This is a genomic window from Acetatifactor muris, assembly GCF_024623325.1.
GTDB lineage: Bacteria > Bacillota > Clostridia > Lachnospirales > Lachnospiraceae > Acetatifactor > Acetatifactor muris.
In genome coordinates this window covers 26,168-52,265 of sequence record NZ_JANJZD010000031.1, presented here as the reverse complement: position 1 = coordinate 52,265, position 26,098 = coordinate 26,168, and the positions used below count along the sequence as shown (strand labels likewise).

At 40.0% G+C, this 26,098-nt stretch carries 24 protein-coding genes and 2 pseudogenes; 22 read left to right on the top strand and 4 right to left on the bottom strand.

Annotation, left to right across the window (positions count from 1 at the left end; genetic code table 11):
* Positions 1-453: 453 nt before the first annotated feature.
* From NSB25_RS22630 to NSB25_RS22620, 3 genes are all read left to right on the top strand, one after another.
* Positions 454-1,272 carry a pyridoxamine kinase gene (locus NSB25_RS22630; protein WP_004070546.1) on the top strand — a complete coding sequence of 273 codons (819 nt, stop codon included), beginning with the start codon at positions 454-456 and terminating at the stop codon, positions 1,270-1,272.
* Complete coding sequence (locus NSB25_RS22625; RefSeq protein ID WP_004070545.1) at positions 1,269-1,550, top strand: TIGR04076 family protein; 282 nt, start codon at positions 1,269-1,271, stop codon at positions 1,548-1,550. The genes NSB25_RS22630 and NSB25_RS22625 overlap by 4 nt, the downstream gene beginning before the upstream one ends.
* Before the next feature lie 84 nt (positions 1,551-1,634).
* Complete coding sequence (locus NSB25_RS22620) at positions 1,635-2,138, top strand: HD domain-containing protein (RefSeq protein WP_004070544.1); 504 nt, start codon at positions 1,635-1,637, stop codon at positions 2,136-2,138.
* A 60-nt stretch (positions 2,139-2,198) separates the two neighbouring features.
* On the opposite strand, the gene NSB25_RS22615 is transcribed toward NSB25_RS22620, so the two are convergent.
* A complete protein-coding gene (locus tag NSB25_RS22615) occupies positions 2,199-2,903 on the bottom strand; it encodes a Crp/Fnr family transcriptional regulator (RefSeq protein WP_103241696.1) in 705 nt (234 codons plus the stop codon).
* A 65-nt stretch (positions 2,904-2,968) separates the two neighbouring features.
* Between NSB25_RS22615 and NSB25_RS22610 the strand changes: the two genes are divergently transcribed.
* Genes NSB25_RS22610 through NSB25_RS22575 form a run of 8 tightly spaced genes read left to right on the top strand, consistent with a single transcriptional unit; the run spans position 2,969 to position 6,821 of the window.
* Entirely contained in the window at positions 2,969-3,658 is a 690-nt protein-coding gene (locus NSB25_RS22610; protein ID WP_103241697.1) for a DUF2249 domain-containing protein, read from the top strand.
* Between the two features lie 28 nt (positions 3,659-3,686).
* Entirely contained in the window at positions 3,687-3,872 is a 186-nt protein-coding gene (locus NSB25_RS22605; RefSeq protein ID WP_103241698.1) for a DUF1858 domain-containing protein, read from the top strand.
* Between the two features lie 10 nt (positions 3,873-3,882).
* On the top strand, positions 3,883-4,494 hold the full coding sequence (locus NSB25_RS22600) for a hypothetical protein (RefSeq protein ID WP_016306797.1): 612 nt from the start codon (positions 3,883-3,885) through the stop codon (positions 4,492-4,494).
* Positions 4,495-4,497: 3 nt separating this feature from the next.
* A complete protein-coding gene (locus NSB25_RS22595; protein WP_103241699.1) occupies positions 4,498-5,055 on the top strand; it encodes a hemerythrin domain-containing protein in 558 nt (185 codons plus the stop codon).
* Positions 5,048-5,284 carry a DUF1858 domain-containing protein gene (locus NSB25_RS22590; protein ID WP_004070531.1) on the top strand — a complete coding sequence of 79 codons (237 nt, stop codon included), beginning with the start codon at positions 5,048-5,050 and terminating at the stop codon, positions 5,282-5,284. Before NSB25_RS22595 ends, NSB25_RS22590 begins: the two co-directional genes overlap by 8 nt.
* 45 nt (positions 5,285-5,329) lie before the next feature.
* A complete protein-coding gene (locus tag NSB25_RS22585; protein WP_004070528.1) occupies positions 5,330-5,659 on the top strand; it encodes a cupin domain-containing protein in 330 nt (109 codons plus the stop codon).
* Between the two features lie 17 nt (positions 5,660-5,676).
* Positions 5,677-5,865, top strand: a complete 189-nt coding sequence (locus tag NSB25_RS22580) for a ferredoxin (RefSeq protein WP_004070526.1) — start codon at positions 5,677-5,679, stop codon at positions 5,863-5,865.
* A 2-nt stretch (positions 5,866-5,867) separates the two neighbouring features.
* Positions 5,868-6,821, top strand: a complete 954-nt coding sequence (locus NSB25_RS22575) for an L-lactate dehydrogenase (RefSeq protein ID WP_103241700.1) — start codon at positions 5,868-5,870, stop codon at positions 6,819-6,821.
* Positions 6,822-7,008: 187 nt separating this feature from the next.
* Here NSB25_RS22575 and NSB25_RS22570 read toward each other — a convergent pair.
* Positions 7,009-8,153, bottom strand: a protein-coding gene (locus NSB25_RS22570; RefSeq protein ID WP_103241701.1) for an IS3 family transposase whose coding sequence is annotated in 2 segments (ribosomal slippage) — positions 7,009-7,916 and positions 7,916-8,153 — 1,146 coding nt in all. Because the reading frame shifts where the segments join, the coding sequence is not laid out codon by codon here.
* A gap of 82 nt (positions 8,154-8,235) precedes the next feature.
* Here NSB25_RS22570 and NSB25_RS22565 point away from each other — a divergent pair.
* Both NSB25_RS22565 and NSB25_RS22560 read left to right on the top strand, forming a co-directional pair.
* Positions 8,236-8,685, top strand: a pseudogene (locus NSB25_RS22565) (PD-(D/E)XK nuclease domain-containing protein); the annotation flags it as partial.
* Positions 8,686-8,851: 166 nt separating this feature from the next.
* Positions 8,852-9,064, top strand: a complete 213-nt coding sequence (locus NSB25_RS22560; RefSeq protein WP_103241703.1) for a helicase C-terminal domain-containing protein — start codon at positions 8,852-8,854, stop codon at positions 9,062-9,064.
* A 20-nt stretch (positions 9,065-9,084) separates the two neighbouring features.
* Here NSB25_RS22560 and NSB25_RS22555 read toward each other — a convergent pair whose 3' ends face one another.
* On the bottom strand, positions 9,085-9,420 hold the full coding sequence (locus tag NSB25_RS22555) for a type II toxin-antitoxin system RelE/ParE family toxin (RefSeq protein ID WP_103241704.1): 336 nt from the start codon (positions 9,418-9,420) through the stop codon (positions 9,085-9,087).
* Positions 9,407-9,649, bottom strand: a complete 243-nt coding sequence (locus NSB25_RS22550) for a hypothetical protein (protein ID WP_103241705.1) — start codon at positions 9,647-9,649, stop codon at positions 9,407-9,409. The genes NSB25_RS22555 and NSB25_RS22550 overlap by 14 nt, the downstream gene beginning before the upstream one ends.
* 699 nt (positions 9,650-10,348) lie before the next feature.
* Between NSB25_RS22550 and NSB25_RS22545 the strand changes: the two genes are divergently transcribed.
* The 9 genes and pseudogenes from NSB25_RS22545 to NSB25_RS22505 all read left to right on the top strand — a co-directional run bounded on the left by NSB25_RS22545 (position 10,349) and on the right by NSB25_RS22505 (position 26,041).
* Positions 10,349-10,747: a response regulator gene (locus tag NSB25_RS22545; protein WP_146040160.1), complete on the top strand. Its 399-nt coding sequence runs from the start codon at positions 10,349-10,351 to the stop codon at positions 10,745-10,747.
* Positions 10,748-10,755: 8 nt separating this feature from the next.
* Positions 10,756-11,433 (top strand): sensor histidine kinase, encoded by a 678-nt coding sequence (locus NSB25_RS22540; protein WP_146040161.1) that lies wholly within the window; start codon positions 10,756-10,758, stop codon positions 11,431-11,433.
* A gap of 301 nt (positions 11,434-11,734) precedes the next feature.
* Positions 11,735-13,423 carry an AAA family ATPase gene (locus NSB25_RS22535; protein ID WP_103241730.1) on the top strand — a complete coding sequence of 563 codons (1,689 nt, stop codon included), beginning with the start codon at positions 11,735-11,737 and terminating at the stop codon, positions 13,421-13,423.
* A 46-nt stretch (positions 13,424-13,469) separates the two neighbouring features.
* On the top strand, positions 13,470-16,208 hold the full coding sequence (locus tag NSB25_RS22530; RefSeq protein WP_146040162.1) for an SIR2 family protein: 2,739 nt from the start codon (positions 13,470-13,472) through the stop codon (positions 16,206-16,208).
* A gap of 239 nt (positions 16,209-16,447) precedes the next feature.
* Positions 16,448-17,146, top strand: a pseudogene (locus NSB25_RS22525) (AAA family ATPase); the annotation flags it as partial.
* A 270-nt stretch (positions 17,147-17,416) separates the two neighbouring features.
* Positions 17,417-21,787: an NACHT domain-containing protein gene (locus NSB25_RS22520; protein WP_172455242.1), complete on the top strand. Its 4,371-nt coding sequence runs from the start codon at positions 17,417-17,419 to the stop codon at positions 21,785-21,787.
* A 225-nt stretch (positions 21,788-22,012) separates the two neighbouring features.
* A complete protein-coding gene (locus NSB25_RS22515; protein ID WP_103241711.1) occupies positions 22,013-23,005 on the top strand; it encodes a PDDEXK nuclease domain-containing protein in 993 nt (330 codons plus the stop codon).
* Between the two features lie 244 nt (positions 23,006-23,249).
* Entirely contained in the window at positions 23,250-24,971 is a 1,722-nt protein-coding gene (locus NSB25_RS22510; protein ID WP_242982573.1) for a DUF6262 family protein, read from the top strand.
* Between the two features lie 119 nt (positions 24,972-25,090).
* Positions 25,091-26,041, top strand: a complete 951-nt coding sequence (locus NSB25_RS22505) for a PD-(D/E)XK nuclease domain-containing protein (protein ID WP_103241712.1) — start codon at positions 25,091-25,093, stop codon at positions 26,039-26,041.
* Positions 26,042-26,098 lie beyond the last annotated feature (57 nt).

The following is a 26,098-nucleotide window of genomic DNA, read 5'->3' as shown; positions in this document are numbered from 1 at the left end:
AAGATCAAGTCAAAATAGAGCGAATCGGTAATCTGCACCAGTTCATAAAAAATGGTGCGTCACTTGAAGCTGTTTTGAAATTGGTAGGGTAGTTTTGTGCAAATTTCAATATTTGCTCATTTATAGTAATAAGGTTAAAGTCATGGACGGAAGTAAGTAAGACCTATGTTTTACCCAAAAATCTTGTCAGGATTGGGAAACCGAGAACATTAAGCGAAGCTCAGCTTAGACATTTACGGGAGTTGCAGAACAGGGGATAAGAATTTCGGATTGAGTGAAATGGGTAAAGTCAATAAAAGCAGTCACGTAACAGAAATCCATAAAATTCCGGAGTGTGGCGGATATTTAATGTATATATTGGTGCTTGTATACACAAATCTTGACGAAAACCTGCTCCCTGTATATAATTATTTCATTATAGATGAATTGAATTAACTGAAAGGCATGATGAAAATGGGCAAGCAAGTATTGTTGATAAATGATCTGGCAGGATATGGAAAGGTGGCATTATCGGTCATGCTTCCATTGATGTCATATATGGGGTACCAAATATATAATCTTCCCACTGCGTTAGTATCAAATACGTTGGATTATGGCAAATTCGATATTCTTGAAACAACAGATTATATGAAGAACACTATTAAAGTATGGGAGGAATTGGGATTCTGCTTTGATGTGATAGCGACAGGCTTTATTGTTTCAGAGGAGCAGGTAAAAATCATAGAAGAATTTTGTCGAAAGGAAAGCATGAAAGGAACCCTGATATTTGTTGATCCAATTATGGGAGATGAAGGAACCCTGTACAATGGAGTTACAGAGCAAACGGTTGCACATATGAAGAAACTGGTAGGAGTAGCCGATTATATTGTACCAAATTATACTGAAGCGGCCAGACTTACAGGAGTGGAGTATCATGAATCTGCAACAATCTCGGAGGTAGATGAAATGATTCAAAGGCTTGGTAATATGGGCGCAAAATCGGTAATCATCACAAGCATTCAGCAGGATGGCAAAGATGTGGTTGCAGGCTTCGATCATAAAACGAAACAAAGATTTACAATTCCTTTTTATAACATTCCGGTCAGGTTTCCGGGTACGGGCGATATTTTTTCTTCCGTTTTATTGGGAAAACTGATGGAGGGAAACAGCCTGTATGACAGTACAAAAAAAGCCATGGACACTGTGAGCAGCCTGATTGAAAACAATAGAAACAATACAGATATATATAAGGGAATACCGATTGAGAAGGAGTTGGAGGTGCTTAAAATATGAAAAAACCTGGAATCCAGATCACATTGATTGATCAAAAAGGCACGAAAGGATGTCATAGGGGTCACAAAATAGGTGATAGTTTTGATTTTGATACAGAGCGTGGAAAACTCTGTCCTATGGCTATGCATGTTGCATTTCCATATATTGATATTTTAAGATACGGCGGCGAAATACCCGGACAGGAGAAGGGGACAGCGGTTTTTGCCTGCCCTGATGTGGACACATTAAATGTCTTTAAAATAGAACGGATTGATGTTTTGGATGACGATTCGCCATAAGGTTGGCTTTTAATTGTACGATGTGACTGGTAAGTTTGTGGACTATTGGTTATAGACGATGTATAGATAACAGGAGGAAATGATATGACTGTTTCAGAAATCATGGTTAAAATGGTAAAGTATTCAAAAGGAAATCTTCATGATATCAATCATTTTATGAAAGTGTATGCCTATGCAAAAACGATTGCAGAGTGTGAGAAAGTAGCGGATGATGAACAGAGAATAATAGAAATTGCGGCTATTATACATGATATTGCGTGTCCTTTGTGCCGGGAAAAATACGGAAATACAAATGGAAAACTTCAGGAAAAAGAAGGCGCTGTATTAGCTGAAGAATTCCTGAAGGGTACAGGGCTGTCGAACGAGATGGTGAACCGTATCATCTTTTTGGTCGCACATCATCATACTTTTCAGGAGGTTGACGGGATTGATTACCAGATTTTGCTGGAAGCTGATTATTTGGTTAATGCTGACGAATCCGGATATCAGGAAGCCAATATCAGAAATGTTATAGATTGTGTTTTTAAGACATCATCAGGAAAAATGCTTCTGCAATCCGTTTATGGGATTGCAGAAGGCAACCGCTGATTTGATAACAAATATGTATTTTGTAAACAGGTCAATCTGCTATGTATAGATTGACCTGTTTTAATTTGTAGCATTTGGACTTAATTCAAAATGAGAATGAAAGGTTTTCAGAAGCCCTTCTTTTTGCAGCTTTGATAATTCTACAGACATTGCTGCACGTTCTACACAGAGGAAGTCGGCAAGCTGCTGGCGGTCAAAGGGAATGTCAAAAGAAAGTGATCCTTGTCTGGCTGCTTCAGCAGATAAATAGGAAAGCAGCTTATCACGTGTTTTTCGCTTGCTCATGTGCGTTATCTTCTCGTTAAACAACAGTGTCTTTTGGGCAAAAGCTGTAATCAGGTTTTTAATCAGGCGGTTATGATGGCTGCAGGCAGCGGAACACATGGTAATCAGGCGGTTCATATTTATTTCCACAATTTCACAATTTTCTGTCGCAACAACACTGACGCTGAGAATTGCATCAGGAATGGCGGCAAAGGGTTCGGCAAAGTAGTCGCCCGGCATAAGATTTGTCATAACGTTCCGGTTTCCCCATAAATCTTCCTGAATGACTAAAGCAGTCCCAGACGCAAGCAGGCTGATACAGTCCGTACAATCTCCTGCCTGAAGGATGTATTGATTTTTGGCGTTTTTTCTGACTTTTGCTCCGATACACTTTAGCGAGGTTAAAATCTCGTCATCGGATAATCCTGCAAACAGCGGGCATTTTTTTAATACGTTTAAAAATTTTTCCAAAATCTCACCTCTTTGTTTGAATTCAAACATACTTGCTCTGCTTATTTTACTATAATGTAATCACCAAAGCAAGAAAATAAATAAAGGAGGATATCATGATAAAGTACGAGGAATGGAAGGATAAAAAGAAAGACTTCTTCAAAGTGGATGTACGCCATGTGCAGGGAAATTTCTTTCCCGGCTTACAAAGACGTGCCATGACGCTAAAAGCCGGGGAGGGAATTGAGGTCATACAGGCTTTTGAACCTTACCCGCTATATAAGGAGATGGATATGCTGGGGTATATACATCATACAGAGAAGCTGGCAGAAAATGAGTTTCATGTCTGGTTTTACCGGACAGAGGAAAAAGAGCCGGAAGGCTCTGCACCATACCGTCCGCTTGCATTGCTGAATTATCCTATGATTGATGAGGACTTAGGGCGTATCGCGGCGGATTTTTGGCAGGCAACATGGCAGAGTGAGAAGCGCACTCTCCCCTATGAAATGCGTCTGCTCCTTTCCCTGACAAATGCAGTTGGCGCTGGAAGAATGAGGCAGGCTGTGCGGGAACTGGTAAAGGCATATATTTATGGTCTTGAATCCGCAGCGCTGGATGATGTGTTTGAACTTTTGGCATGGAATCAGGGTATCGGATTTTTCAGCTCGGAAATTGGACCTTCACCGCTTTTTCAAGCGTATAAGCTGATTAAGACGCAAGAAAAAAGAGGTATAAGCAGGGAAGAAATCTGCACCGAGATAAAAGAAAAGTTTGGCGAAAAAAATCAGGAAGTGCAAGTGTTGTAACAGGAAAGAAAGATAGGAGGAAAATAATATGGCAATCACAAAGGAAATGTTACTTGGAGAAATTTTAAGAACCAAACCGGAGGCGGCAGAGGTGTTGATGAAGATGGGGATGCACTGTTTAGGGTGCCCGTCCTCACAGATGGAGAGCCTTGCGGATGCCTGCATGGTGCATGGGCTGGATGCCGATGAACTCTTGAAAAAGCTGAATTCATAGGAGGAGTGCAATGAGCGCATTTTTAGGTTCGATTCATCACTGGCTATACGGAAAAATAGAGTTCCAAAATGGGCTGGTTGAAAGATTATCAGATATGATAAGCAAAAACGGGTATGATGATGGCATTCTTTCCGAAATGGAACAAAAGTATGGGGCGGTGGAGAAAGGCAGTCTTGAAAATATGATTGATAACAGTAATATACATGGCTGGTTACAGGATAAAATCGCTGCCGCTGAAAACCGCCTTGCTTTTCTGGTCATCTCAACGATGGATGCCCATTCTGAATGTATGCCAGATATTGCGAATGCTGCATATGAGTATGGACGGAGCAGGAAACTGTCGGGGAAAACAAGCGCAGAAGAAGTTTATAGGCATTTGGATAATCTGCTATTGAACGGAATGCCTTGTGACAGGGTTAATACTGTGGTTTCCATAAGTCAGGAGGCAGTAGTATGGAAACAGACTGTGGATATACATTTGCCATATTGGGAAGCATTACAAGGAGATGTCAGTCATTATTATGACCTGAAGGAGAGGCTGGTCGCAGGTATTTTGGAGGGCAGCGGTTTTTCCTACAAATATTTAGGAAATCAGACATTCACATTGATTAAGGAGGGATAAATAATGTATGGAATTGATTTACTGATGAAAGAACATGAGAATATCGTAGCACTGACTAAGCATTTAAGGAGAACCTGCTGTGCTGTGATTGAGGGGGCAGACATTGATGTTCAGGAGTTCCTGGAGTGTATTGATTTTGCAAGAACTTATGCAGACAAGCATCATCATGGAAAGGAAGAACAGATATTGTTTCGGTTTATGCTTAATAATTCCGATCCTGTTGCAGAAAAACTGGTGCGCAATGGAATGCTGGTGGAACATGACTTCGGAAGATTCCATATCGGGGAATTGGAGAACGCAGTTAAGCAGTATGCCAGTGTTCCGACTACAGAAGGAAAGCTGGATATCGTCACCCATGCATCGGGTTATGTGGATTTATTGCAGCGTCACATTGAGAAAGAAGATACCGTCTGCTACACTTATGCATTACGAACACTGTCAGAGGAATGCAAAGCGCAGATTGATGAACAGACAAGAGCGTTTGAGAAAAAAGCGGAACAGGACGGCATACAGGAGAAATATATTACATGGTTAGAAAAAAGGAAACAGGCGAATGGGTAAAGTTGTTGATTTCACAAAAACAGTTTCAGAGCTGGTAAGTGAAAATCCTGAAATAAAAGAGGTATTGGCAGAAGCAGGGTTTAAGGAAATTATAAAGCCTATGTCTTTAGCTGTAATGGGTAAGGTAATGACGATACCAAATGGAGCTGCCATAAAAAATATTCCTATGGACAAAGTTTTTGAAACTTTTGAGAAACATGGGTTTGAGGTGAAAACAGAAACATCTTGAACGGGTGGTAAAAAATCAGGCTGAGGGAAGGAGCAAACGAACAGTATGGAAAAAATAAAAAATATAGACAAGGCAGAAATTTTAGTTTTAAAAGAACAGGTTGCTTACCAAAGCAATCAGGTTGTAAGCAGGACTTTAGCACAAAATAATGCGCTGAGTGTCACATTGTTTTCTTTTGACAAGGGAGAAGAAATCAGCAGCCATGAATCCAGTGGTGATGCCTTTGTGATTTGTTTGGATGGCGTTGGCGAGATTACGATTGATGACAAAAAGTATGAACTGCATGAGGGAGAATCTATCGTAATGCCCGCAAAACACCCTCATGCGGTCTTGGGTAAAGAGCAGTTTAAAATGTTGCTGGTTGTTGTATTTTAGCGAAAGGGGGATGCGGCATGAGGGTGAATGTAGATCAGAATGCTTGTATTGGATGCGGGCTGTGTGTTGGGATGGCACCTGATGTATTCCGTATGAATGACGATGATAAGGCGGAGGGGTATCAGGACTCTGCACCGGAAAACGAAAGCATGGTACAGGATGCCGTTCGTTCCTGTCCTGTTTCCGCTATTGAATGGGAGGAATAGAGATGATAAAAACAATTAACCCAAGAAAAGCAGCAGTCATCGGCTGTGGATTTGTAGGCGCTGCAACAGCATTTACACTGATGCAGAGCAGGCTGTTCACTGAAATGGTGCTTCTTGATGCAAATTATGATAAAGCAGACGGAGAAGCAAAGGACATTTCGCATGGCGTTCCGTTTGCCGGACAGATGAAGATTTATGCAGGAGGCTATGATGACCTGATGGATGCTTCTATTGTCATTGTGACTGCCGGGGCAAACCAGAAGCCGAATGAAACAAGGCTCGATTTAGTACATAAAAATGTTGCTATCTACAAAAGCATCATTCCTGAAATTGCAAAGCGCAATTTTAAAGGAATATTGCTGATTGTATCAAATCCGGTTGATATTCTTACTTATGCTGCTGTAAAGCTGAGCGGGTTTCCTGAAAAAAGAGTAATTGGTTCCGGAACGGTTCTTGATACCGCAAGGCTAAAATATGCGCTTAGTAAACATTTAGGGGTAGACAGCCGTAGCATTCATTCCTTTATCATTGGCGAACATGGGGATAGTGAGATTGCAGCATGGAGCAGCACGAATATATCTGGTATTCCATTGAATGATTTTTGTGAGATGCGTGGACATTTCAACCATGAGGAAGCAATGCGGGAGATTGCGGAAGATGTAAAAAACAGCGCTTATGATATTATTTCTAAAAAGCAGGCTACTTATTATGGAATTGCTATGTCGGTTAAACGTATCTGTGAATGCGTTGTAAGGGATGAAAAATCTATTCTTCCGGTATCTTCTATCATGCATGGAAATTATGGGATTAAAGAAATTGCCCTTAGTATGCCCGCTATTATAGGGGCAGACGGAATCGAAACCCATGTTCCTATTTCTTTGAATGAAAAGGAAATGGAGAAACTTCACAATTCGGCAAAAACTATAAGAAAAATTGCAGAAGAGCTTGATTTGTAGTGGTCAAGCTTTTTTGTAACGCTTGTGGCTAAAAGATTTATTGGATTGTTGCCCGGATGCTATCGGATCTGTCAGCTTTTATCAATGGTGCTTCGCACCGCTGCGCGGCCATGCCATTGACAAAACCTGCCACCTCCGATTTGGGGTAGTCAGGCAATCCAATCAGCAGGCCTGCTCCCGCCGCTCCTTATGCTGCTGTCCGCGCCTGGTATGGTGTGCGGTAGCCGTTATAGCTGTGCGGGCGCACATGGTTGTAGGTGACATAGGCGAATTCCTCCACGGTCTGGTACAATTCTTCCTCCGTCCGAAATTCGTACAGATTTGTACATTCGTTCTTCAGGGTGTTGAAGTACCTCTCCATCGGCGCGTTGTCGTATGGATATCCGGCCCTGCTCATGCTCTGGGCCACATGGGCAGATTCGCAGAACTCTGTGAAATCTTTTGACGTATACTGGCTTCTCTGGTCACTGTGCAGGATCAGGCTGTCGTTTGCCGGACGTTGGGCGTCCAATGCTTTCTGCAGCGTGCGAACCGCAAGTCCGCTGGTGATATGGCGGTCCGTTATGCTTGCCACTACGCTCCTGTCATGGAGGTCTATGATGGTACAGTTGTAGCGCACATCCCCATTTTTCAGGAACAGATATGTGAAATCCGTGCACCATTTCTGGTTCGGCTTGTCCGCATGGAAGTCCTGATCCAGTTTGTTCCCGAATACTTTATGGGGCTTTCCCGGCTTTGTCCCCAGCTTTTTGGGGCGGACGATGGAGCGCAGACCCATCTGCGTATTCATATATTTATGGATGGTCGCTGCGCTGTAGCTGTACCCTGCACGCTTTAAATAGACGGTCATGCTGCGGTAGCCATCCACTCCATTATGGCTGTGGTAGATGCTGCGGATCTGATCCTGAATCTCCGCTTTTTGGGCATAATAATCTGCCTTCCGATGCTTTCGGTAGTTATAGTAGGCATTCGGGCAGATTGCCAGCCGCCTCAGCAGCCAGCGGACGCCGAATCCCTTATGGTGCTGGTCAATAAATCGATAAGCCTCTAATCGATTTCCTTTGCAAAGAATGCCGCTGCTTTTTTTAAGAAAAGATTCTCCTTGCGGAGCTCTTCGTTTTCACGCTTGAGCTTCAGCAGTTCTTTCATGTTATCGTATTCTGCTTTTGTTTCAGGGCTTGTCTGGCATTCTTTGCTAAATTCGCTGCACCACTTGGAGATGCTGGCTTTGGATACGCCATACTCCGCGGTGATGCTTTTATAGGTGCGTCCATCTTCTTCGTGGAGGCGCACAATCTTCTTTTTGAATTCGGGAGTGTAGTTTTGTGACATAATGAGTACCTCTTTCCTTGTGTTTTTGATTATATCTCATAAGCCACTCCCGTTACAACTTTATTATAGCACTTCACCGGATTATAATGCCTTTGTCAAGGCCTTGTTGCTGGGTGACAAAAAGGCGATGAACATCTATGTGAACAGGACGGCCCTTGCCACTTTCAGCTGTTTTGATTCGGGGAACAGGCCCTCGGAGGCTTCGGAGCCGGAGAGGTTCTACCATGGCTTCGTGCTGGGGCTGATGGTTGACCTGGCAGACAGATATAATATTACATCGAACAGAGAGAGCGGATTCGGACGATATGATGTCATGCTGGAGCCAAGGAACAAGGCTGATGATGCGTTCGTCTTTGAGTTCAAGGTGCATGACCCGGAGGAGGAGCACAGCCTGGAGGATACCGTAGCTGCCGCCTTGAAGCAGATTGAGGAAAAGCGTTACGCCTACACGTTGGAAGAGAAAGGAATTCCGATAGACAAAATCCGGAAATATGGCTTTGCTTTTGAAGGGAAAAAAGTGCTGATTGGCTAAGCCAGGGAAGTTTGCAGTATAGTAGGCGTGGCTTGAAATTGGAACAAAGAAGTGAGATTGACAGATTTTGGCTGAAAACAACCTGGCACTAATTTAACATCAATTTCCGCTGGACTCCACACTAATTTAACATCAGCCCCACGAAAAGGAAAGCATCGTTCCGAGTATGCTGATGAAACTGCGTCAATGGATTGGACGGGGGATCCGCAGGGAGACAGATACCTGTGTGTTCTCTATCCTGGACTGCCGGGCCAGTGAGCGGTATAAGAACGATATTCTGGCGGCTTTGCCGGATATGCCGGTCACGGATAATATAGAGGATGTGGGGATTTTTATCAGAAGCCATAAGCCGGAGAGTTATTTTGTGGATAGCGAATAGAGGACCGGGGAGCATGGATTCTATTGTTGGCCTAATTCATCAGCAAAAGTATTTTCATAATCCTGGAGTTGGTGGTATATTGCATCCACATAAACAGTTGTGCCTTCTATCCGGTAAAGCATGAGGTAGCGGTGCCGCATAAAATGGACGATGCGATATTCCTGTTTTTTCAGCTGAGGATGGGTACAAAATTTCAGGCTGGAGGCGACTTTCGAAAGATGCTCTCGTGTTTCCAGGGCATCCTGCCATACGTTGTAGGCTGCCTGGTCATTCAACAGAGTGTACTGCAGGTAGTCGATATAGTTGTTCAGCTGGGACAGTGCTTTTGGCGAGATGATTACTTCAAATGAATCCATGCTGTTTTCCTATCCTGTTCAATGCGTCTTCCATGTCAAGACCTTTACCGTCGGAAATTTGCTGGCGTGATTCGGCAAGGTCGGAAAGAATTTGTTCCTGGCCGATCGGGACAAATGGGTTTGCGGGTTTTCTGGATGTGAACAGCCTTTGGGTGAATTCCATGACCTTGATTCTTGCGTCCTCCGGCATTGCTTCGAGCATGGATACAGTTGCGTCTAAAGTGCTCATGGGAAATCCTCCTCTCATTATTAAGGTCTGTAGGAAAGTGTTTCTTTCTATGGGTAGATTATACATGAAAAAGAGAATGAATTCAATATGGGGAGGCAAGAGATTTTACTGATGGTTTTGGTGGTAAAATATTTTATGCCTGGGACGCGTTTAGAAGGTGCAACATGGGATTATAGATGGAGAGGTAGTGAATGGGAAAAGTAATTTGAGGACAAAATGATATCAGACAGTTTTTTGGGAATACATTGGAAAAGAAGAACAATCAGGGCTGTCATAGGACAATTTGGAAGAGAAATAAAATGAAGGTAGGACAGAATAACTTCTCGGAATCTCAATGAACGAGATACCAACCGAAAATTGACAACTGAATATCATGCAGGAAAAGAATTTTGAGAAAAATGGACATAAACATTGGACATAGCGGGTACTATGCCTTGAAAAATCTCATGGAATCGCTTAATATATCATTATTAGGCGGTGAATCCTAATAATGATTCTTGAAATGCCTCAGTCGATGGCATTTCCCAGGCATCAAGATGCTGCAGCATCTTGATGCCGTAGAGGCGGCAGTACCACATTTTAGTCGAGCAGTGCCTGCCGTCTTCTAATTTACAGTCCTCTTTCTCCCGCTTGTTGGAGCGCTCCACAGAAGTTCTTCTGTCATATTCCTTTTCCCATGCTTTAGAGTCCCCTGGCGGTATGTTAAATAACCTTGGATTGTCATCGGTAAAGATGTGTACGGTTCTTCCATATTTTGCCGGTGAACAGGGGTGTTCACAAAAGCAGCCGCGTTTCCGATTTGATTTACAGGGACGCCATAGACCAGGTGATACTTCTGGTCTAAATTTTGTTGAAGATATAAGGCGACTTAAGTGTTATGGATTCACGCCGGTGATTATTGTTACTGCTCTACAGGATGAAAAGCTGGTTACATATGAGAAGCTGCATTGCTATAGTTTTGTCGAGAAGCCTTTTGATGAGGACGGATTAAAGGAAGTGATTGAGGAAGCATTGGCTTTTCCGGGAACAGGTAATGGGACGAAGATTTTAAAATTTCGCAAGGAAAGCATTATTTTGGCTGTTGAAAAAGTGATATAGAAGATGAATTGCAAGTTACCAAAAGCATGCAGCAACCGTATGAAGAATTGATAAAAACAATCAGATTGCGTCAACATGAGTACAAAAATCATTTGGCGGCAATTCTTGCGACACATTATACATATAAATCATATGACAAACTTATGAAAGCTCAGGCGAAATACTGTGACAGGTTGGTACAGGAAAATAAATTTACCAGTTTATTGATTTTGGGTGATGTCGTTCTGGTTGGATTTTTGCATGAGAAGTTCTGCGAAATAGAAGAGAAAGGTATCGAAGTGAGATTTTCTATTAAAGGTAAGCTTGAAGAAAGCGTTGTTCCGCCACATCATTTGGTTGAAATGACGGGAATTCTATTAGATAATGCGTCTCAAGCAGTACAGGGCAAAGAGGATGACAAGGTTGTACAATTTCATTTTTTAGAAGATGAGGAGAATTATTATTTTATAATTGCAAATTCTTTTTCTTATGTAAACTATGATGAAATGGAATCCTGGTTTCAAGTGGAAAAGAGTACAAAGGGAAGGGGACATGGATTAGGATTATATCGTATTTGGTGTCTTTGCGAGGAATGGAATTGTGATATTACATGTGGGAATAAGTCAGTAGACGGAAAAAATTGGATAGAGTTTGAACTGAGAACAGGAAAAGCGGACAGAAGACAAGAATGTTCGCTTTCACGTTAATAAGTGTGCGGTGGACTGAAGTTAATCCGGATAGTCTTCTTTGGAGGGATAAGGGTATTCTCCCAAAAGAACGAAGCTTATATTGTAAAATTTTGTCATAGTTTCTTTTAACAGAGTTGCAGGGTTATTCTATAAATTTCTCCGAAAGGCAGCTGTAGAACTTTTACAGTTACATTTTATTGATAAGGGAAGCGAACATTGTTATTGTAATGTCGCTTATAATCCGTTATACTAAAAGCAGACGGCAGAGCGTGAATGTATTTCTGCAATGCGGCAGAAGACATACAAAAAAGAGGTGCTTATGGCAAGGACAGTAGGAATCGGGATACAGGATTTTGGGAAGGTCATCACGAATGACTGCTTTTATGTGGACAAGACGGATTTCATACGCGAATGGTGGGAGCGCAAAGATGATGTGACGCTGATAACACGTCCCCGACGCTTTGGTAAGACTCTGAACATGAGCATGCTGGAGCAGTTCTTTTCAGTGGAATATGCAGGTCGAGGTGAACTGTTTGAAGGGCTTTCTGTCTGGAGAGATGAGCGGTATAGAGAACTCCAGGGAACTTATCCTGTAATCAGCCTGTCCTTTGCCAGGGTAAAGGAAGTGAACTATCCAGATACCCGTGCAAAACTGTGCGAAATTTTAAGGAATCTGTATATCAAATATTCTTTTCTGAGAGAGTGTGAGGAGCTGACAGATGCGGACAGGGCTTATTTTGACAGGATATTGGAGTTGGAGGTCAGCAATTCCGATGCCACCTCCGCACTGTACCAGATGTCGGATTATCTGTACCGTTATTATGGAAAGAAAGTCATCATTCTCCTGGATGAATATGATACGCCCATGCAGGAAGCCTATGTAGGCGGGTTCTGGGATGAAATCGTGGCATTCGTCAGGAGTCTGTTCAATTCCACATTTAAGACGAATCCCTGGCTGGAACGAGGTATTATGACGGGGATTACCAGAATTAGTAAAGAATCTGTTTTTTCTGATTTGAATAATCTGAAAGTAGTGACCTCTACTTCGGATGAATATGCTGCTTCCTTTGGCTTTACCGAGGAGGAGGTAGCTGCAGCATTGGAAGAATACGGACTTTCAGAGAAGAAAGAGCAGGTGAAGCACTGGTATGACGGCTTCATCTTCGGTGAATACAAAGACATTTATAATCCGTGGTCTATCCTGAATTTTCTGGATACAGGGAAATTTACCACATATTGGGCGAATACCAGTTCCAACGGTCTGGTAGGGAAGCTGATTCGGGAGGGAGACCCGGAAGTGAAGATAATCATGGAAGATTTGCTGCAGGGGAAATCCTTTCATGCGATGATTGATGAACAGATCATATTCAGTCAGCTTGCGCACAATACAAATGCCATCTGGAGCTTGTTTCTGGCCAGTGGTTATCTGAAAGGTGAGAGTGTCATGTTCGATGAACGTGGAAACGCAGATTACGAACTTCGGCTGACAAACTGGGAAGTACAGATGATGTTTGAGCGTATGATTGATGGTTGGTTCGCGGAGTATACTTCCGATTATAATGTCTTTGTTAAGGCCTTGCTGTTGGGTGATAGAAAGGCGATGAACAATTATATGAACCGAATAGCGCTTGCCACATTCAGTTACTTTGATTCGGGGAATAAGCCATCGGAGAAAGCGGAGCCGGAGCGATTTTACCACGGTTTCGTGCTGGGGCTGATGGTGGATCTGCAAGGGAGATATATCATTACCTCCAACAGAGAAAGCGGTTTTGGGCGATATGATGTGATGCTGGAGCCAGGAAACCCGAAAGAAGATAATGCAATCATTCTGGAGTTCAAGGTACATGACCCTGAGGATGAGGTGACATTAAAGGATACCGTGGCAGCAGCTCTGCAGCAGATTGAGGAAAAGCGGTACGCCAGTACCCTGGAAGAAAAGGGAATCCCGGCGGATAGGATACGGAAGTATGGATTTGCCTTTGAGGGGAAAAAGGTATTGATTGGCTGAGAGGATTCAGGGAAAAAGGGTGTGCCATCTTACAGGAGGAAATATTATGTGTGCAGTAGAGGACAAATTAGAAGAGACATCAGGAGAAAAGGCCTTGAAAGATAAGCTGGCAGAAATGCAGGAAGTTTTGCGTAACGGAAATAAACCTCCGATATTTTTTATTGGTTCCGGCCTTTCCAGAAGATATCTGAATGCGCCCAATTGGGAGGAATTGTTGAAGTGCATTGCTGTAAAAGCAAAATGCAACTATAAAGAAGTTGAACGATTGTGTAATAATGAGTTTGAGGAAATTGCACAGGAGTTAGAATACTTTTGCTTCAAAAACGCCAATGAATGTGAAGAAATTGGACATAGACAGATTATAAGAAAAATGATTGCAGATATTTTACAAGAGAAGGTGGAAAAATACATAAAAGAAAATAACGGGCAAATGAATGAGGAGTTCAACAAAAAGATTGAAGAGCGCTTACATAAAATCGAGAAATTAACAGAAGACAATGATATACAATATGCAAGGGAATATGATGATATAACAAATGAGATAAAGGAATATACCTATAATATTAAAAAGGCTATTGAGATAAAGGAATTTCAGAAAATTAATCCGAAAGCAATTATTACAACAAATTATGATACTTTGTTGGAAAATATTATTTTTAAGCAAAGATGCAATGTCCGGATTGGCCAGAAGGAGTTTTCAAGTATTCTTGATGAACATAAGATTGATTTATATAAAATTCATGGATGTGTTACGAAACCGGAATCCATAATTATAACAAAAGAAGATTATGATAACTTTTTTCGGAAAAGTAAGTATTTATATTCTAAAATATTTACTTTATTATGGGAGTACCCTGTAGTCTTCATAGGTTATAGTATTTCTGACAGAAATATAAAGGATATTCTGACTGCCATGATAGATATTATGACGGTTAACGATAAAAAGAAATTTTTGGAACGTATTTGGATAGTCGATTTTGTAAAACATGAAGAAGACGAGGGTGTGACAGAGAAAGAAATTGAGTTGTTAAATGGGAAGAAAATCAAAGTATGTTGTTTTTGCCTGAAATATTATGATAAATTTTATAAGGCTATCAATGAAATTGGCTTTAGTCAGCAATTTGGGGAGCTGAAATTTACTACTTCAAAGAATGTAATTGAATTATTGATTGAACCGTTATATCAACAGCAGGAAAAGTTAAAGGTGGTAACCAGAGAACTGTTACAAAATGCTTTGGATGCCTGCAAAATGAAAGGAGTATCAGCAGATATTAAAATAAGAATATCAGAAGGTGATGATAAAGACAGCGGGAAAATGTTTTTGGAGATAGAAGACAATGGAATCGGTATGAATCCACAGGAGCTCAGAGAGAATTTCCTGACCGTTGGAAAATCCAATAAAAATAACAGTAATAAGGGATTGGTAGGTAAATATGGCATTGGAATATTATCTGTTTTTCTAATTGGAGATTATGCAGAAGTATATACGAAAAAAAGCGATAACGTATTGCTTCCTTTAAAAATCTATATTGAAGGAAATGAAAAAAGAGTTGAATGGCTGGATGGGAATCCCGATATTGGGAAAGGGAAAAAATCATTTACTATTGTAAAGATACGCTTAAATGGTGAAATGCATGAAAAGCTGAGAAAAGAGAATTTGAAAGATATTCTGAAGGTTTTGGGATTAGAGATGTATGTTACGAAACAGGAATATAATATCAGCGTGGAATATAATAATGAGAAGAAAGAAATACCCAAAATAAATAAAGAAGAATGGTTTTTAGAGATATCTCCTAACATCAAGATTTATAAAGGAGAGTGGATTAAGGAAGATGAGTCTGAATTAATGGAGAATGAGAAATGCCTTAAAAAAATATTAGACAGAAATGAACTCGTACTTTATAATGACTTGATTTCGCCCGCCAAATATAAAGATGAATTACCAAAATACAAGCAACTTAACAATATAAAGATTCCATTTGTGATGCTGGATGTAACTGAGACAGATAGCAAAGAAATAGTCACAGATTTGTCAAGAAGCAGCGTACAGATAGCAGGCATTTTTATGGATAATATCGCAAAGGGAATATATACGCTTGAGATTGAAAAAATAGTAGGAGTTCTCAGAGAATATAAGGACAAAGCAGAGACAAATAAAGCGGATTCCTATGAACTACTGAAAAAAGTAAGAGAGAGCAGCGAAATTGTAAGGAATAATATTGACATTTTGCTGTCTGGGAACAAACTTGTTTTTTGTAAGGCAAATTGGGAACATATTAATGTCTGGGGAAGTGAAAGCGCTACCAGGAAAATAGCGGATAAATTTAATAAGCCGGTATTATGGTATGAATTATTTATGGTAAAATCATCGGTGTCGGAATGTATAGAGAAGAATTATCTTATATGCATTTCAGTTAGATATCTGGAGAGGTATATATGCGAGGCCACAAGTCCCCAGAATGGTCTTAGAAAAGAAGCCCTGTTAAAAATTTTACATCGTCTGGGATTTCAGGAGAAGCAGGAAAGTGATTCAAGTACAAGTATCTGGCAATTTGTAAAAGAAAACAGACAGCGGATAAGAGCGGCATATGCGGAACAGGCTCCGAATGGGCTTCTTTGGCTCAAAGAAAGATTTGATCCTGGAGAGGTGGATTTTACAAACGACTATTTCACTATATGTGAGTCTTCTTGGATATCTAAGTGTCTGGATAATGCATTCTATGAGATATTCAGGACAGAGATAGAAGAGAAATCTCTCAATGAAATTGTCGCAATACATGAATGAATAAAGTGTTGAAAATCCATATCTGAAATTAGTAGTCAGTCTGATTGGAAGACCCCTTGATTTTATCGCCGTATTAGTTTATCATTTTGCACATAGAATTGAATCTGTCTGCAGGGATTAGGCTATGTGCATTGTGGTATACTTAACAGAATGTTGGCTCAATAGGCTTTGAAACTCAGAAGATAGAATCTGCAGATGAGCAGATTGATATGTTCAGGTCAAAAGCAGGGAGGTGTCTAATGGTAAGGACAGTAGGCATAGGAATACAGGATTTTGGGAAGATTGTCCGAAACAATTGTTTTTACGTGGATAAGACTGCGTTCATCAGGGAATGGTGGGAAAAACAGGACGACGTAACCTTGATTACCCGCCCCAGACGATTTGGCAAGACACTGGCCATGAGCATGCTGGAGCATTTCTTTTCCGCAGAATATGCAGATAAAGGTGCCCTATTTGAAGGGCTCGACATATGGAAAGAAGAGAAGTATCGTAGCCTCCAGGGCAGATACCCGGTAATCTTCTTAAGCTTTGCAGATGTGAAGGAAACATCCTTTGAAAATGCAAGGGATAAGATCTGCCGCATCATCAAAAGTCTGTATGATAGATATTCAGCTTTGCAGGATAAGAGGCCGAAACAGAAAAAATTTCCGGATATTTTCTATGAAATATCCCCAACAATGAGTGATTCTGTAGCTTCTTATTCCCTGAAAGCCTTGTCGGAATTCCTTTCGGATTATTATGGGAAGAAAGTCATCATTTTATTGGATGAATATGATACTCCAATGCAGGAAGCTTATGTGTACGGATATTGGGATAAAATGGCGGCATTTGTCCGAAACCTGTTTAACTCTGCCTTCAAGACGAATCCGTATATGGAAAGGGCGCTCATGACAGGTATTACAAGGATAGGTAAAGAGTCAATTTTCTCTGACTTAAACTAATATGGAGCAAGGTTTTGAGAGTGTATTGTGTGCATAGCGTTTGTAAAATGGGGGGAGATGGGAACAGTATGCACAAAATGGTGATAATTGTATATGGTGTTGTAGTAACTGGCTTGTAGAAGTAAGATTCTAGAAGCCAATTTTTATTTCCGGCATTAGGCAGCAGAACTTCAAAACTCAGAGGTGCTGTGGTATAATAATTGCAGATTGGACAATATACGCCAATATCAGTAAACAGAATAGGCTCAAATTTGGGATACAGTGATATTGGTTTACTATATGAAGGATGAGGGAATTGAAATGCAAATAAACTGGGAAAGCTTTGCTACACATAATCATGATATACGTGGGATTTGGTTTAAGTTCGAAGACTTGTGTCGTCAGTTATTTGCCAATGAGAATCTTTCTGGAAATAAACAGTTCAGGTATCTCCATGCTAATCCGAATAATCATGGATTAGAAACAGAACCTATTTATGATGAAACGAACAAGCGATGGATTGGTTTTCAGGCAAAATTTTTTGACCAGGATGTGCATTATGAACAGATAAAACATTCTGCAGAAAAGATAGTGGAATACTATACAGGTAAAGATGGAGTTGTTGATCTTGTATATCTTTTTTGCAATAAAGCAATTACATCCACGGCGAAACAATATGTAAATGCAGTAGAATGTTTAATAAAAGCGAATATAGATGTGCAACTCGTTACGGATACAGCAGTTCTCGATCTCATAAGGAACAAATATCCTTACCTTGGTTTATACTATTTTGGAAATCATACGATTCAGCAGGAATGGTTTGCAACTCACACAAGTTATATGTTAGATGAACTTGGAGAACGCTATAACCGTGACTTCAATGTTGGAACTGTATTTTCGGATGAACTTTCCTTATTCATTCATGATCGAAGAGCAGCAGAATATCTTAATGCGAAGAAGACGGTTCTCCTTGATGAGATAAGCGAACTGTTATATCGAAGCAGTAAAAGAGATTATTTAAGGAAACTGGAAGAAGTGGTCTCAGCCCTTCCAGATGTGAATATTGAAACGCTATATCATTCTATCGAGTGGAATAGTACGGTTCGATTGGCTGTTGCAACCTTTTTAGATAATTTTGGAGAAGAACTCAAAAAGCTGGAGGCAGAGAGAGATAGACAGTATATACTTTCCTGTGACAGTGAAAAAGAGCGAGAGGAAGCCCTAAAAGAATACCATAAACTGGGGAGTAAGATTCGTGACATAGATATATTGATAAATCTTCCGAACAGGATAGAAATCTCCGAAAGAGAAAAGCAGTTGCTTTATGGGGATATATTAACTATCTACGGCAAAGCCGGAATTGGCAAGTCACAGCTGTTGGCCTCGAAGACACAGAGTCTTTTAGATGAAGGGCGAATAGGGGTGTTATTAGTAGCAGGCATCTATTTTACCGATGATCCAGTCCATGAGCAGATTATGAAAAACTTAAGACTTGACTACAGCTTTGAAGATCTAATTGATATTTTGGAAACTATCGGTGAAAGAGATAATTGTATCGTACCAATTTTTATAGATGCTCTTAATGAGACATGGAATAGAAAACTGTGGAAATCGGGTTTGCCTGCTATTATAGATAAGATTAAAGAGAACCCTATGGTTAAATTGATTCTATCCTATCGACCAGAATATGAAAAGCTGATTTTGCCGGATTCCTTTCTGGAAGGTCGGGGAGATATTGTAACCATGCTGCATAGAGGTTTTGAGGATAACAGCCTCTCAGCGGCAAGAGAGTTCCTGAATCACTATAATATCCCATTTACACCACTGGAATATTTTGGCTATGAAATGTCAAATCCGCTGTTCCTTACTCTGTATTGCAAAACATACAATGGTGAAGAGGTTAGTTTACCTATATTGTACGATCGAGTGATTGAACATGCCAATAGCAATATTTCTAGGGTTCTTAGAGTGGAATTGAGGCAAAAAGGGTATACAGAGGATGATGATATTTTGAGTCCGCTTATTATGGAAATTGCGGAATGGTTAGTATCACATGATGAAAGAACTATTTCTCAGAAGGCTTTGGCGCAGCTGGTTTTTTGGACTGAATATGGACTGAATGCGGTACCTTTTGTACGTCATCTTGTAAAGGAACATATTCTTCATGATTCCATTTTTGATGGAAAGGAAACACTATATTTTGCTTTTGATCAGATGAATGACTATTACTGCGCAAAAGCAATTATGAAAAGACGCCAATCGAAAGATGAAGTTCGTAGATATTTATTCGAGAAAATTCTGGGAATAAAGAATGGGGAAATGGGTAATTCCTGGAATATTGATTTGTTTGTAAATGCCTGTGCATTATATGCAGCAAAGTATGGTGAAGAGTGTATAGACATAATTGATGACCTGGAAAACTCCGATGATAAATGGCAGGTTTTCTCAAGGTATATTGATTCTTTTCAATGGCGGGATACTCGGTATATTCCAACAAGCCATTTTAGAGATTTATTGAAAAAACATCCCTGCAGTCCGGAAGACTTGTGGCCGATGCTGATTGGAAATAGCGTGAAAGTTTCACATCCATTTAATGCGGATTTTCTGCATCACTTTCTCTTAAGTTATAAGCTAAATAAGAGAGATTACCTCTGGACAATTTATATAAATGAACTAACAGAGGATGATAATAACAGAATAGTACAACTTATTCAGATGTATGACAAAGGAGAAAAACTCGAAATATCAAATGAAAAGCAGATAGAGCTGCTTTTGACCTTGTTTGGATGGATTTTGACTTCATCCAATCGATGGCTGAGGGATTATACATCAAAAGCAATGATAGAAATTTTGAAGGAACATTTTCATCTATGTCAGATTATTCTTGAGAAGTTTAAGAATGTAAATGACCCTTATATAATTCAGCGTCTATATGGAATTGTGTTTGGCGCCTGCTGTAAGAGGATAGATAGAAAGGACTTTCAGACATTAGCAGAGTATGTTTATCATACAGTATTTGATCAGGAAAAAGTATATCCTGATATTCTGCTAAGAGATTATGCCAGGCTGATTATTGAGCGATTTCTGTATGAGGCTCCAGAATATACTGGTATGATAGATAGAGAGATAATTATACCTCCATATAATTCTGACCCTATTCCGGAAATAGAGGATCAACACTATCTGGAGAAAGAATATAATGGAGCAATGTATTGGCTGATGCATTCGATGCGTTTTGAAGGCATGGGGATGTATGGAGATTTTGGCCGTTATGTTTTCCAGAGTGCTCTTCATAACTTTGATGTGGATGACAAGAAGATATTTAATTACGCTGTCTATTACATTCAGACGGAACTTGGTTTTTCCGAAGAATATTTTGAAGAACATGATCGGCATTGTGGCGGCTATGGTAGAAATCAGACCATTAAGATTGAAAGAATTGGGAAAAAGTATCAATGGATTACAATGTATAATATGCTGGCTCGTATTTCTGATCATTGCAAGAAGATTGACTCTTGGAATTATTCAGAGAAAGAAGATGTCCAATTTGAAGGGGCATGGGAGCTTTATGTCAGAGATTTTGATCCAACTTTGAATCAAAACTTTATGACTTGTGATGCGGCACCGAAATTCGATGTATTGGAAGAGCTTCTATCTAAGGGAAAAGAAGAAAATAAAACTGCTGATATTTCTACGGCGGATGCACAGGAGGTCTGGCTTGAGACAAAGGGAATCTTTTTCGATGAGTTGAAGGATACATTGATTTTGACCGATCATCATGGGATAAAGTGGATATGCTTGACGAAGTACTGTGACACAGGGCGTAAAGATCTGAATACAGAAAAACTACTGGTATGGAGCTGGTTATATGCTTATTTCGTCAGTCCGGAGCAGGCAGATGAGCTCTTCCAATGTGCTGGAAACGGGCAATCTGTTATTACGCATGATACAGCATCTCACCATGAAACATCTTCTGTCTTTAACAGAGAATATCCCTGGTCACCGAGTTGCAAGGAATTAAATGCATACGCTTGGGTGGATGCGCAAATTAAAACCGGCGAGTATGAAACAGTTAAAGAGATAATAGAAGTTCCGGATATTTCTCTGATAGAGGCCTTATTTTGTAAATATGGTGGTTTGATTGAAGACAAAGAGCAGAAAGAGGAAGAGTTTGTGGAGGACGGGGAAGAGGACTTTGAAATTCCAGCGATTCAGTTCGAAGAGAAAATCAGAAAACGAGAAATTGAGAAAGAAATTGGTAAAATACTTCATGCAACAACAGATTTGTTGTGGGAAGCAGAATACGATGCAACAAAAGAGAATGCAATTTCTCAAAGTCTGCCGTGTTCCAAACTCATCGAAACAATGAGTTTGAGACAACAACAGGAAGATGGGTTTTATTATGACGCTAATGGAATGCTGGCTGCTTTTGATACAGATTTAACTCAAAAAGTTAACAGTGTTATTGTTCGGAAGGATATCTTGGATACTTTTCTTAGCAAGACCGGGATGAAGCTTGTTTGGCTGGTAGATGCCGAAAAAGAAATTCATGCTGGGGATTATTCTATTATAAAGTGGAGTGATTGGGAGGCTGTATTGATCTATGAAGGAGATAGCATAGCAGGTGAAATCCATAGACTTCAAGGCAAAGAAAGCTAAAAGAAATGAAGAAACAAGTGTAAAGAATCAAATAATTATGATTTACAAATTGAAGTGGGAAAAATGCATGGCAGAGAATCAGCAACAGGACAGAAAGAATCCTAGCATAATGAGGAGTTAAAATTGTATTGTAGTTTTGTAAATGTTCAGGGTAATAAGATAGATATGGGATACGTTGATTTGTGACAACAGTGTTGACACAAGTTTGAAAGGTGGTAGATTCTGATGAAAAATGAAATCTCAGCAACAGGTAATCTCATTCAGATTATTAGTCAATCAAGGCAGAATGCGCTGAAAAAAGTTAATGAAGAGTTGATTCAGATGTATTGGAAAGTGGGAGAATACCTGAGTACAGAATCAACGAAAGTATCATTTGGGGATGCTTATATAGATACAGTCGCAGAAGAGGTTCAAAGTGCTTTTCCTGGAATTAAAGGATTTAACAGGCGTGGTTTGTACCGTATGAAAAAATTTTATGAAACTTATGCAGATGATGAATTTGTGACAACACTGTTGTCACAAATAAGTTGGTCAAACCATCTGGCTATAATTTCAAAAGCGAAAACACCCGAAGAGCGTCATTTTTATATAACGCTTTGTATAAAAGAAAATTATTCGGCACGAGAACTATCCCGCCAGATTGACAGTGGATATTATGAACGATATATGTTATCCAAAGAAAAACTGTTACCTGAGCCGATAAAAGGATTGAAAGAAAATCCATTTTTGGATTCTTATGTGATAGAATTTCTGGATTTGCCATCTAACTTTAAGGAACCTGATCTAAGAAAAGGCCTGATCAAAAATATGAAGGATTTTATTCTGGAGGTTGGAAGGGACTTTACGTTTATTGATGAAGAATTCAGAGTCCAGGTTGGCGGTGAGGATTATAAAATCGATTTGCTGTTCTTTCATCGGGGATTACAGTGTCTTGTGGCGTTTGAATTGAAAATTGGGAAGTTTAAGCCAGAATATATATCGAAAATGGATTTTTATCTGGAAGCGCTTGATCGACAGAAGAAAAAGGAAAATGAGAATCCGAGTGTTGGAATGATATTATGTGCATCTAAAGATGATGAAGTGGTTGAGTATGCTATGAGCAGAACATTGTCTCCAATGATGGTTGCAGAATATCAACTCCAATTGCCGGATAAGAATATATTGCAAAAGAAATTGCAGGAATTAATCAATATGCCTTTATTAGAAGAGGATGAGTAAGTATTGGCATTTAGGAATGTGGTGTGAAGCTGATCTTTAATGTACCGCTTAAAGTGCCAGATGGAACTTTAAATGGCACTTTAAAAGATAAATATTGTCCGTGGCTGTAAATGCATTTATACAACATAGCTGAAGATTGCAGAGAAGACAAAAGACTTAAAGAGAACAATAAAGCGCCTTATGAGAGCAGTTGTTGGTAAAGATATGATAGAGTACGTTAACGGACTGAAAATGGGGAAACGGGTTGAACGCTAAAGATGTAGAGTCAGAAATCCAGCATTGGGATCTGGGAAGAGATGTAGCTCAAACTGTGAGATTACAGATAGATTTGCTTTTGGACTATACTGTAAAATCAGTGAAAAACAAAGAAGAAAGACGAAACAGGCACTTGCTTGCGTTAAAGTACCTGCTTTGTTATGTAGAGAATTCCGGACTTCAGGATATTCTAAAAATGGATGTAGCTCAAGAAGCAGAATTTGCCTTTCTGTTAAGAAAGCAGATGGGTGAATCTAATGTAAACACCACAAAATTTATTGCATTCTGTAGAAAAACATTATTTCTGGAAGCGAAAGAGATTAACTGGGAAGCTAATGTCTGGTATGTGGAGAAATTAAATATCTCTCCTGAAAGATACAGCCTTAGTAGCACAATTGACAGTTTTTCATTTTTAGATATTCGAAAGGAAGATAATCGGAAGGTGCTCCAGGAGTATCTAAAATATCTTTTTGTAGTTACGAACCTGAATCTGGGTACGATACGCATAAAACAGACCTATATAAAAGGATTTCTTAAATATTTAGAGAAGCAGGAAAAAACAATAACTACGATAGATGCTAATTCAGTAAAAGAATATTTTGAGAAACTGAGTATACAGAGAACCAGCCCCCAAAGTTATAATAATAAAATTCAGGCAGTTACAATATTTCTTCAATATTTGCAGATGAAAGATTATGTAAATCATTTCGCAATACCTGTTTTCTTTTATAAAAAGAAAAGTTATCCGAAGAATCATGAGGTCAGAGATTTGGATAAGAAGCTGGATTTGTTTATGCTTCATCTTTCGGAGTTTCCTGAACAGCTGCGTATTATGAGTCTGATTCTACTGTATACAGGTATCAATAAAGGAAAGATATTTTTACTAAGAAATGTAGATTTTTATTATGAGAATGAGGATAGTTGGATGAAGGTTCCGGGTACGAACAGGAGTATTCCTATACCGGATATCCTGCACTTGCTTGTATTGAAGTATTCAGAAAAGAATCATATAGATATAGAGATGCTGCTTTTTTTGAATAGGGATAAAAAATATACAGCAAGAAGTTTTGAAGAGTTAATCACGAGACAATGCCTGAAGTCCGGCATATTGGATGGAGAATATGTATTCAAAGGGAACGGATACCAAAGGGAATTATGCAAAGCTCTTTACCGAAACGGTACTTCAATCCAGGCAATCCGGGAGTACATGGGCCATTCTACAGATGAAACCGTAAAGAACTATATCGGATGGGTTGATGAGAAAGTGGCTGAGAAGTCGGACGAATTTTTCAAGCAGGAAGAAAACAGTTTGGGAGGGATGTTATTGATGGCTAAGTACGATAAGATGAATGAAGCGAACCGGCAGGAAAGTGAGAAAAAGATGCAACTTGCCATTGCTGAGATTCGCAGAACCGCATCAGAGGGGAATACGATATCAGTATCTGACCTTTCCAGAAATACAGGGTTGTCGAAAGGATTCTTTTATAAGAATGAACAAGTGAGAAATATATTAAATGAAGAGAAAGAAAAACAGGATCAGGGAACACTTGCTCGGATAAAGAGAGAGGTGCGAGATAAAAGCCTGGAGAAACAGGTAGAGTTATATCAAAGGGAAATAAAGAGGCTGTTAGATGAAAATGAAAATCTGAAGAAAGAAAACCAAAAGTTGCTTCGAGCGTTGAATAAGCTGCAAAAGGAATCTTCAAAATGATCAGGGGATACTGTGTAGGAAGAGAAGAATAAGACGTGGAGAAGAATCGAGTTTTTACATACAAAATAGAAGAAAGTGTGTATAGCGTTAAAATATTGATAAATAAAGAAAAATCTACTATGATACAAGTTTTCATACCCCATCTGGAGGTAGTCACCTCTACCTCATGCAAGTATGAGGCTTCTTTCGGTTTTACGGAAAAGGAAGTGTTTGCCGCCATGGACGAATTCGGGCTCACAGAGAAGGCAGAAGTCCGTGCCTGGTATGATGGTTTTACCTTTGGAAATACACATGACATTTATAATCCCTGGTCCATCATTAACTATCTTGACAAACAGCGTTTTGCCGCTTACTGGGCAAATACCAGTTCAAACAGTCTCGTGGGAAAGCTGATACAGGAGGGGACTCCGGAGATAAAAATTGTCATGGAAGATTTGTTGCAGGGAAAATCTTTCCATGCGTCAATTGATGAACAGATTATATTCAGCCAGTTGAATCATAACCTTCATGCCATCTGGAGTCTGCTCCTTGCCTGCGGTTACCTGAAGGTGGAGACATATACCATAGACGGAAATTATGGAGAGTGTGATTATACATTGTCTCTGACGAATAAGGAAGTACGACTGATGTTCCGGCATATGATAGACGGCTGGCTTGCGGAGTATACACCTGCCTATAACGCATTTATCAAGGCGCTGCTGCTGGATGATAAAAAGGCCATGAATGTCTATATGAATCGGACTGCGTTGGATACCTTCAGCTCTTTTGATGCTGGCAACAGGCCGTCTGAAACGGCGGAACCTGAACGCTTTTATCACGGCTTCGTGCTGGGGCTGATGGTGGATTTAGCGGACAGATACCGTATTACCTCCAACAGAGAAAGCGGTTTTGGGCGATATGATGTGATGCTGGAGCCCTTGAAGGATGGTGCCCCGGCCTTTGTGCTGGAATTCAAGGTGCATGATTCGGAGGATGAGGAGACACTGGCGGATACTGTGACAGCGGCGCTCAGGCAGATAGAGGAGAAAGCCTATGGTATTCTTGTCTTTGCGGATGGTCGGATGATCTAAGATGGTTCGCATCAGGAATTGATGGAAAGAAATGGCTATTATGCTGAAATGTACCGA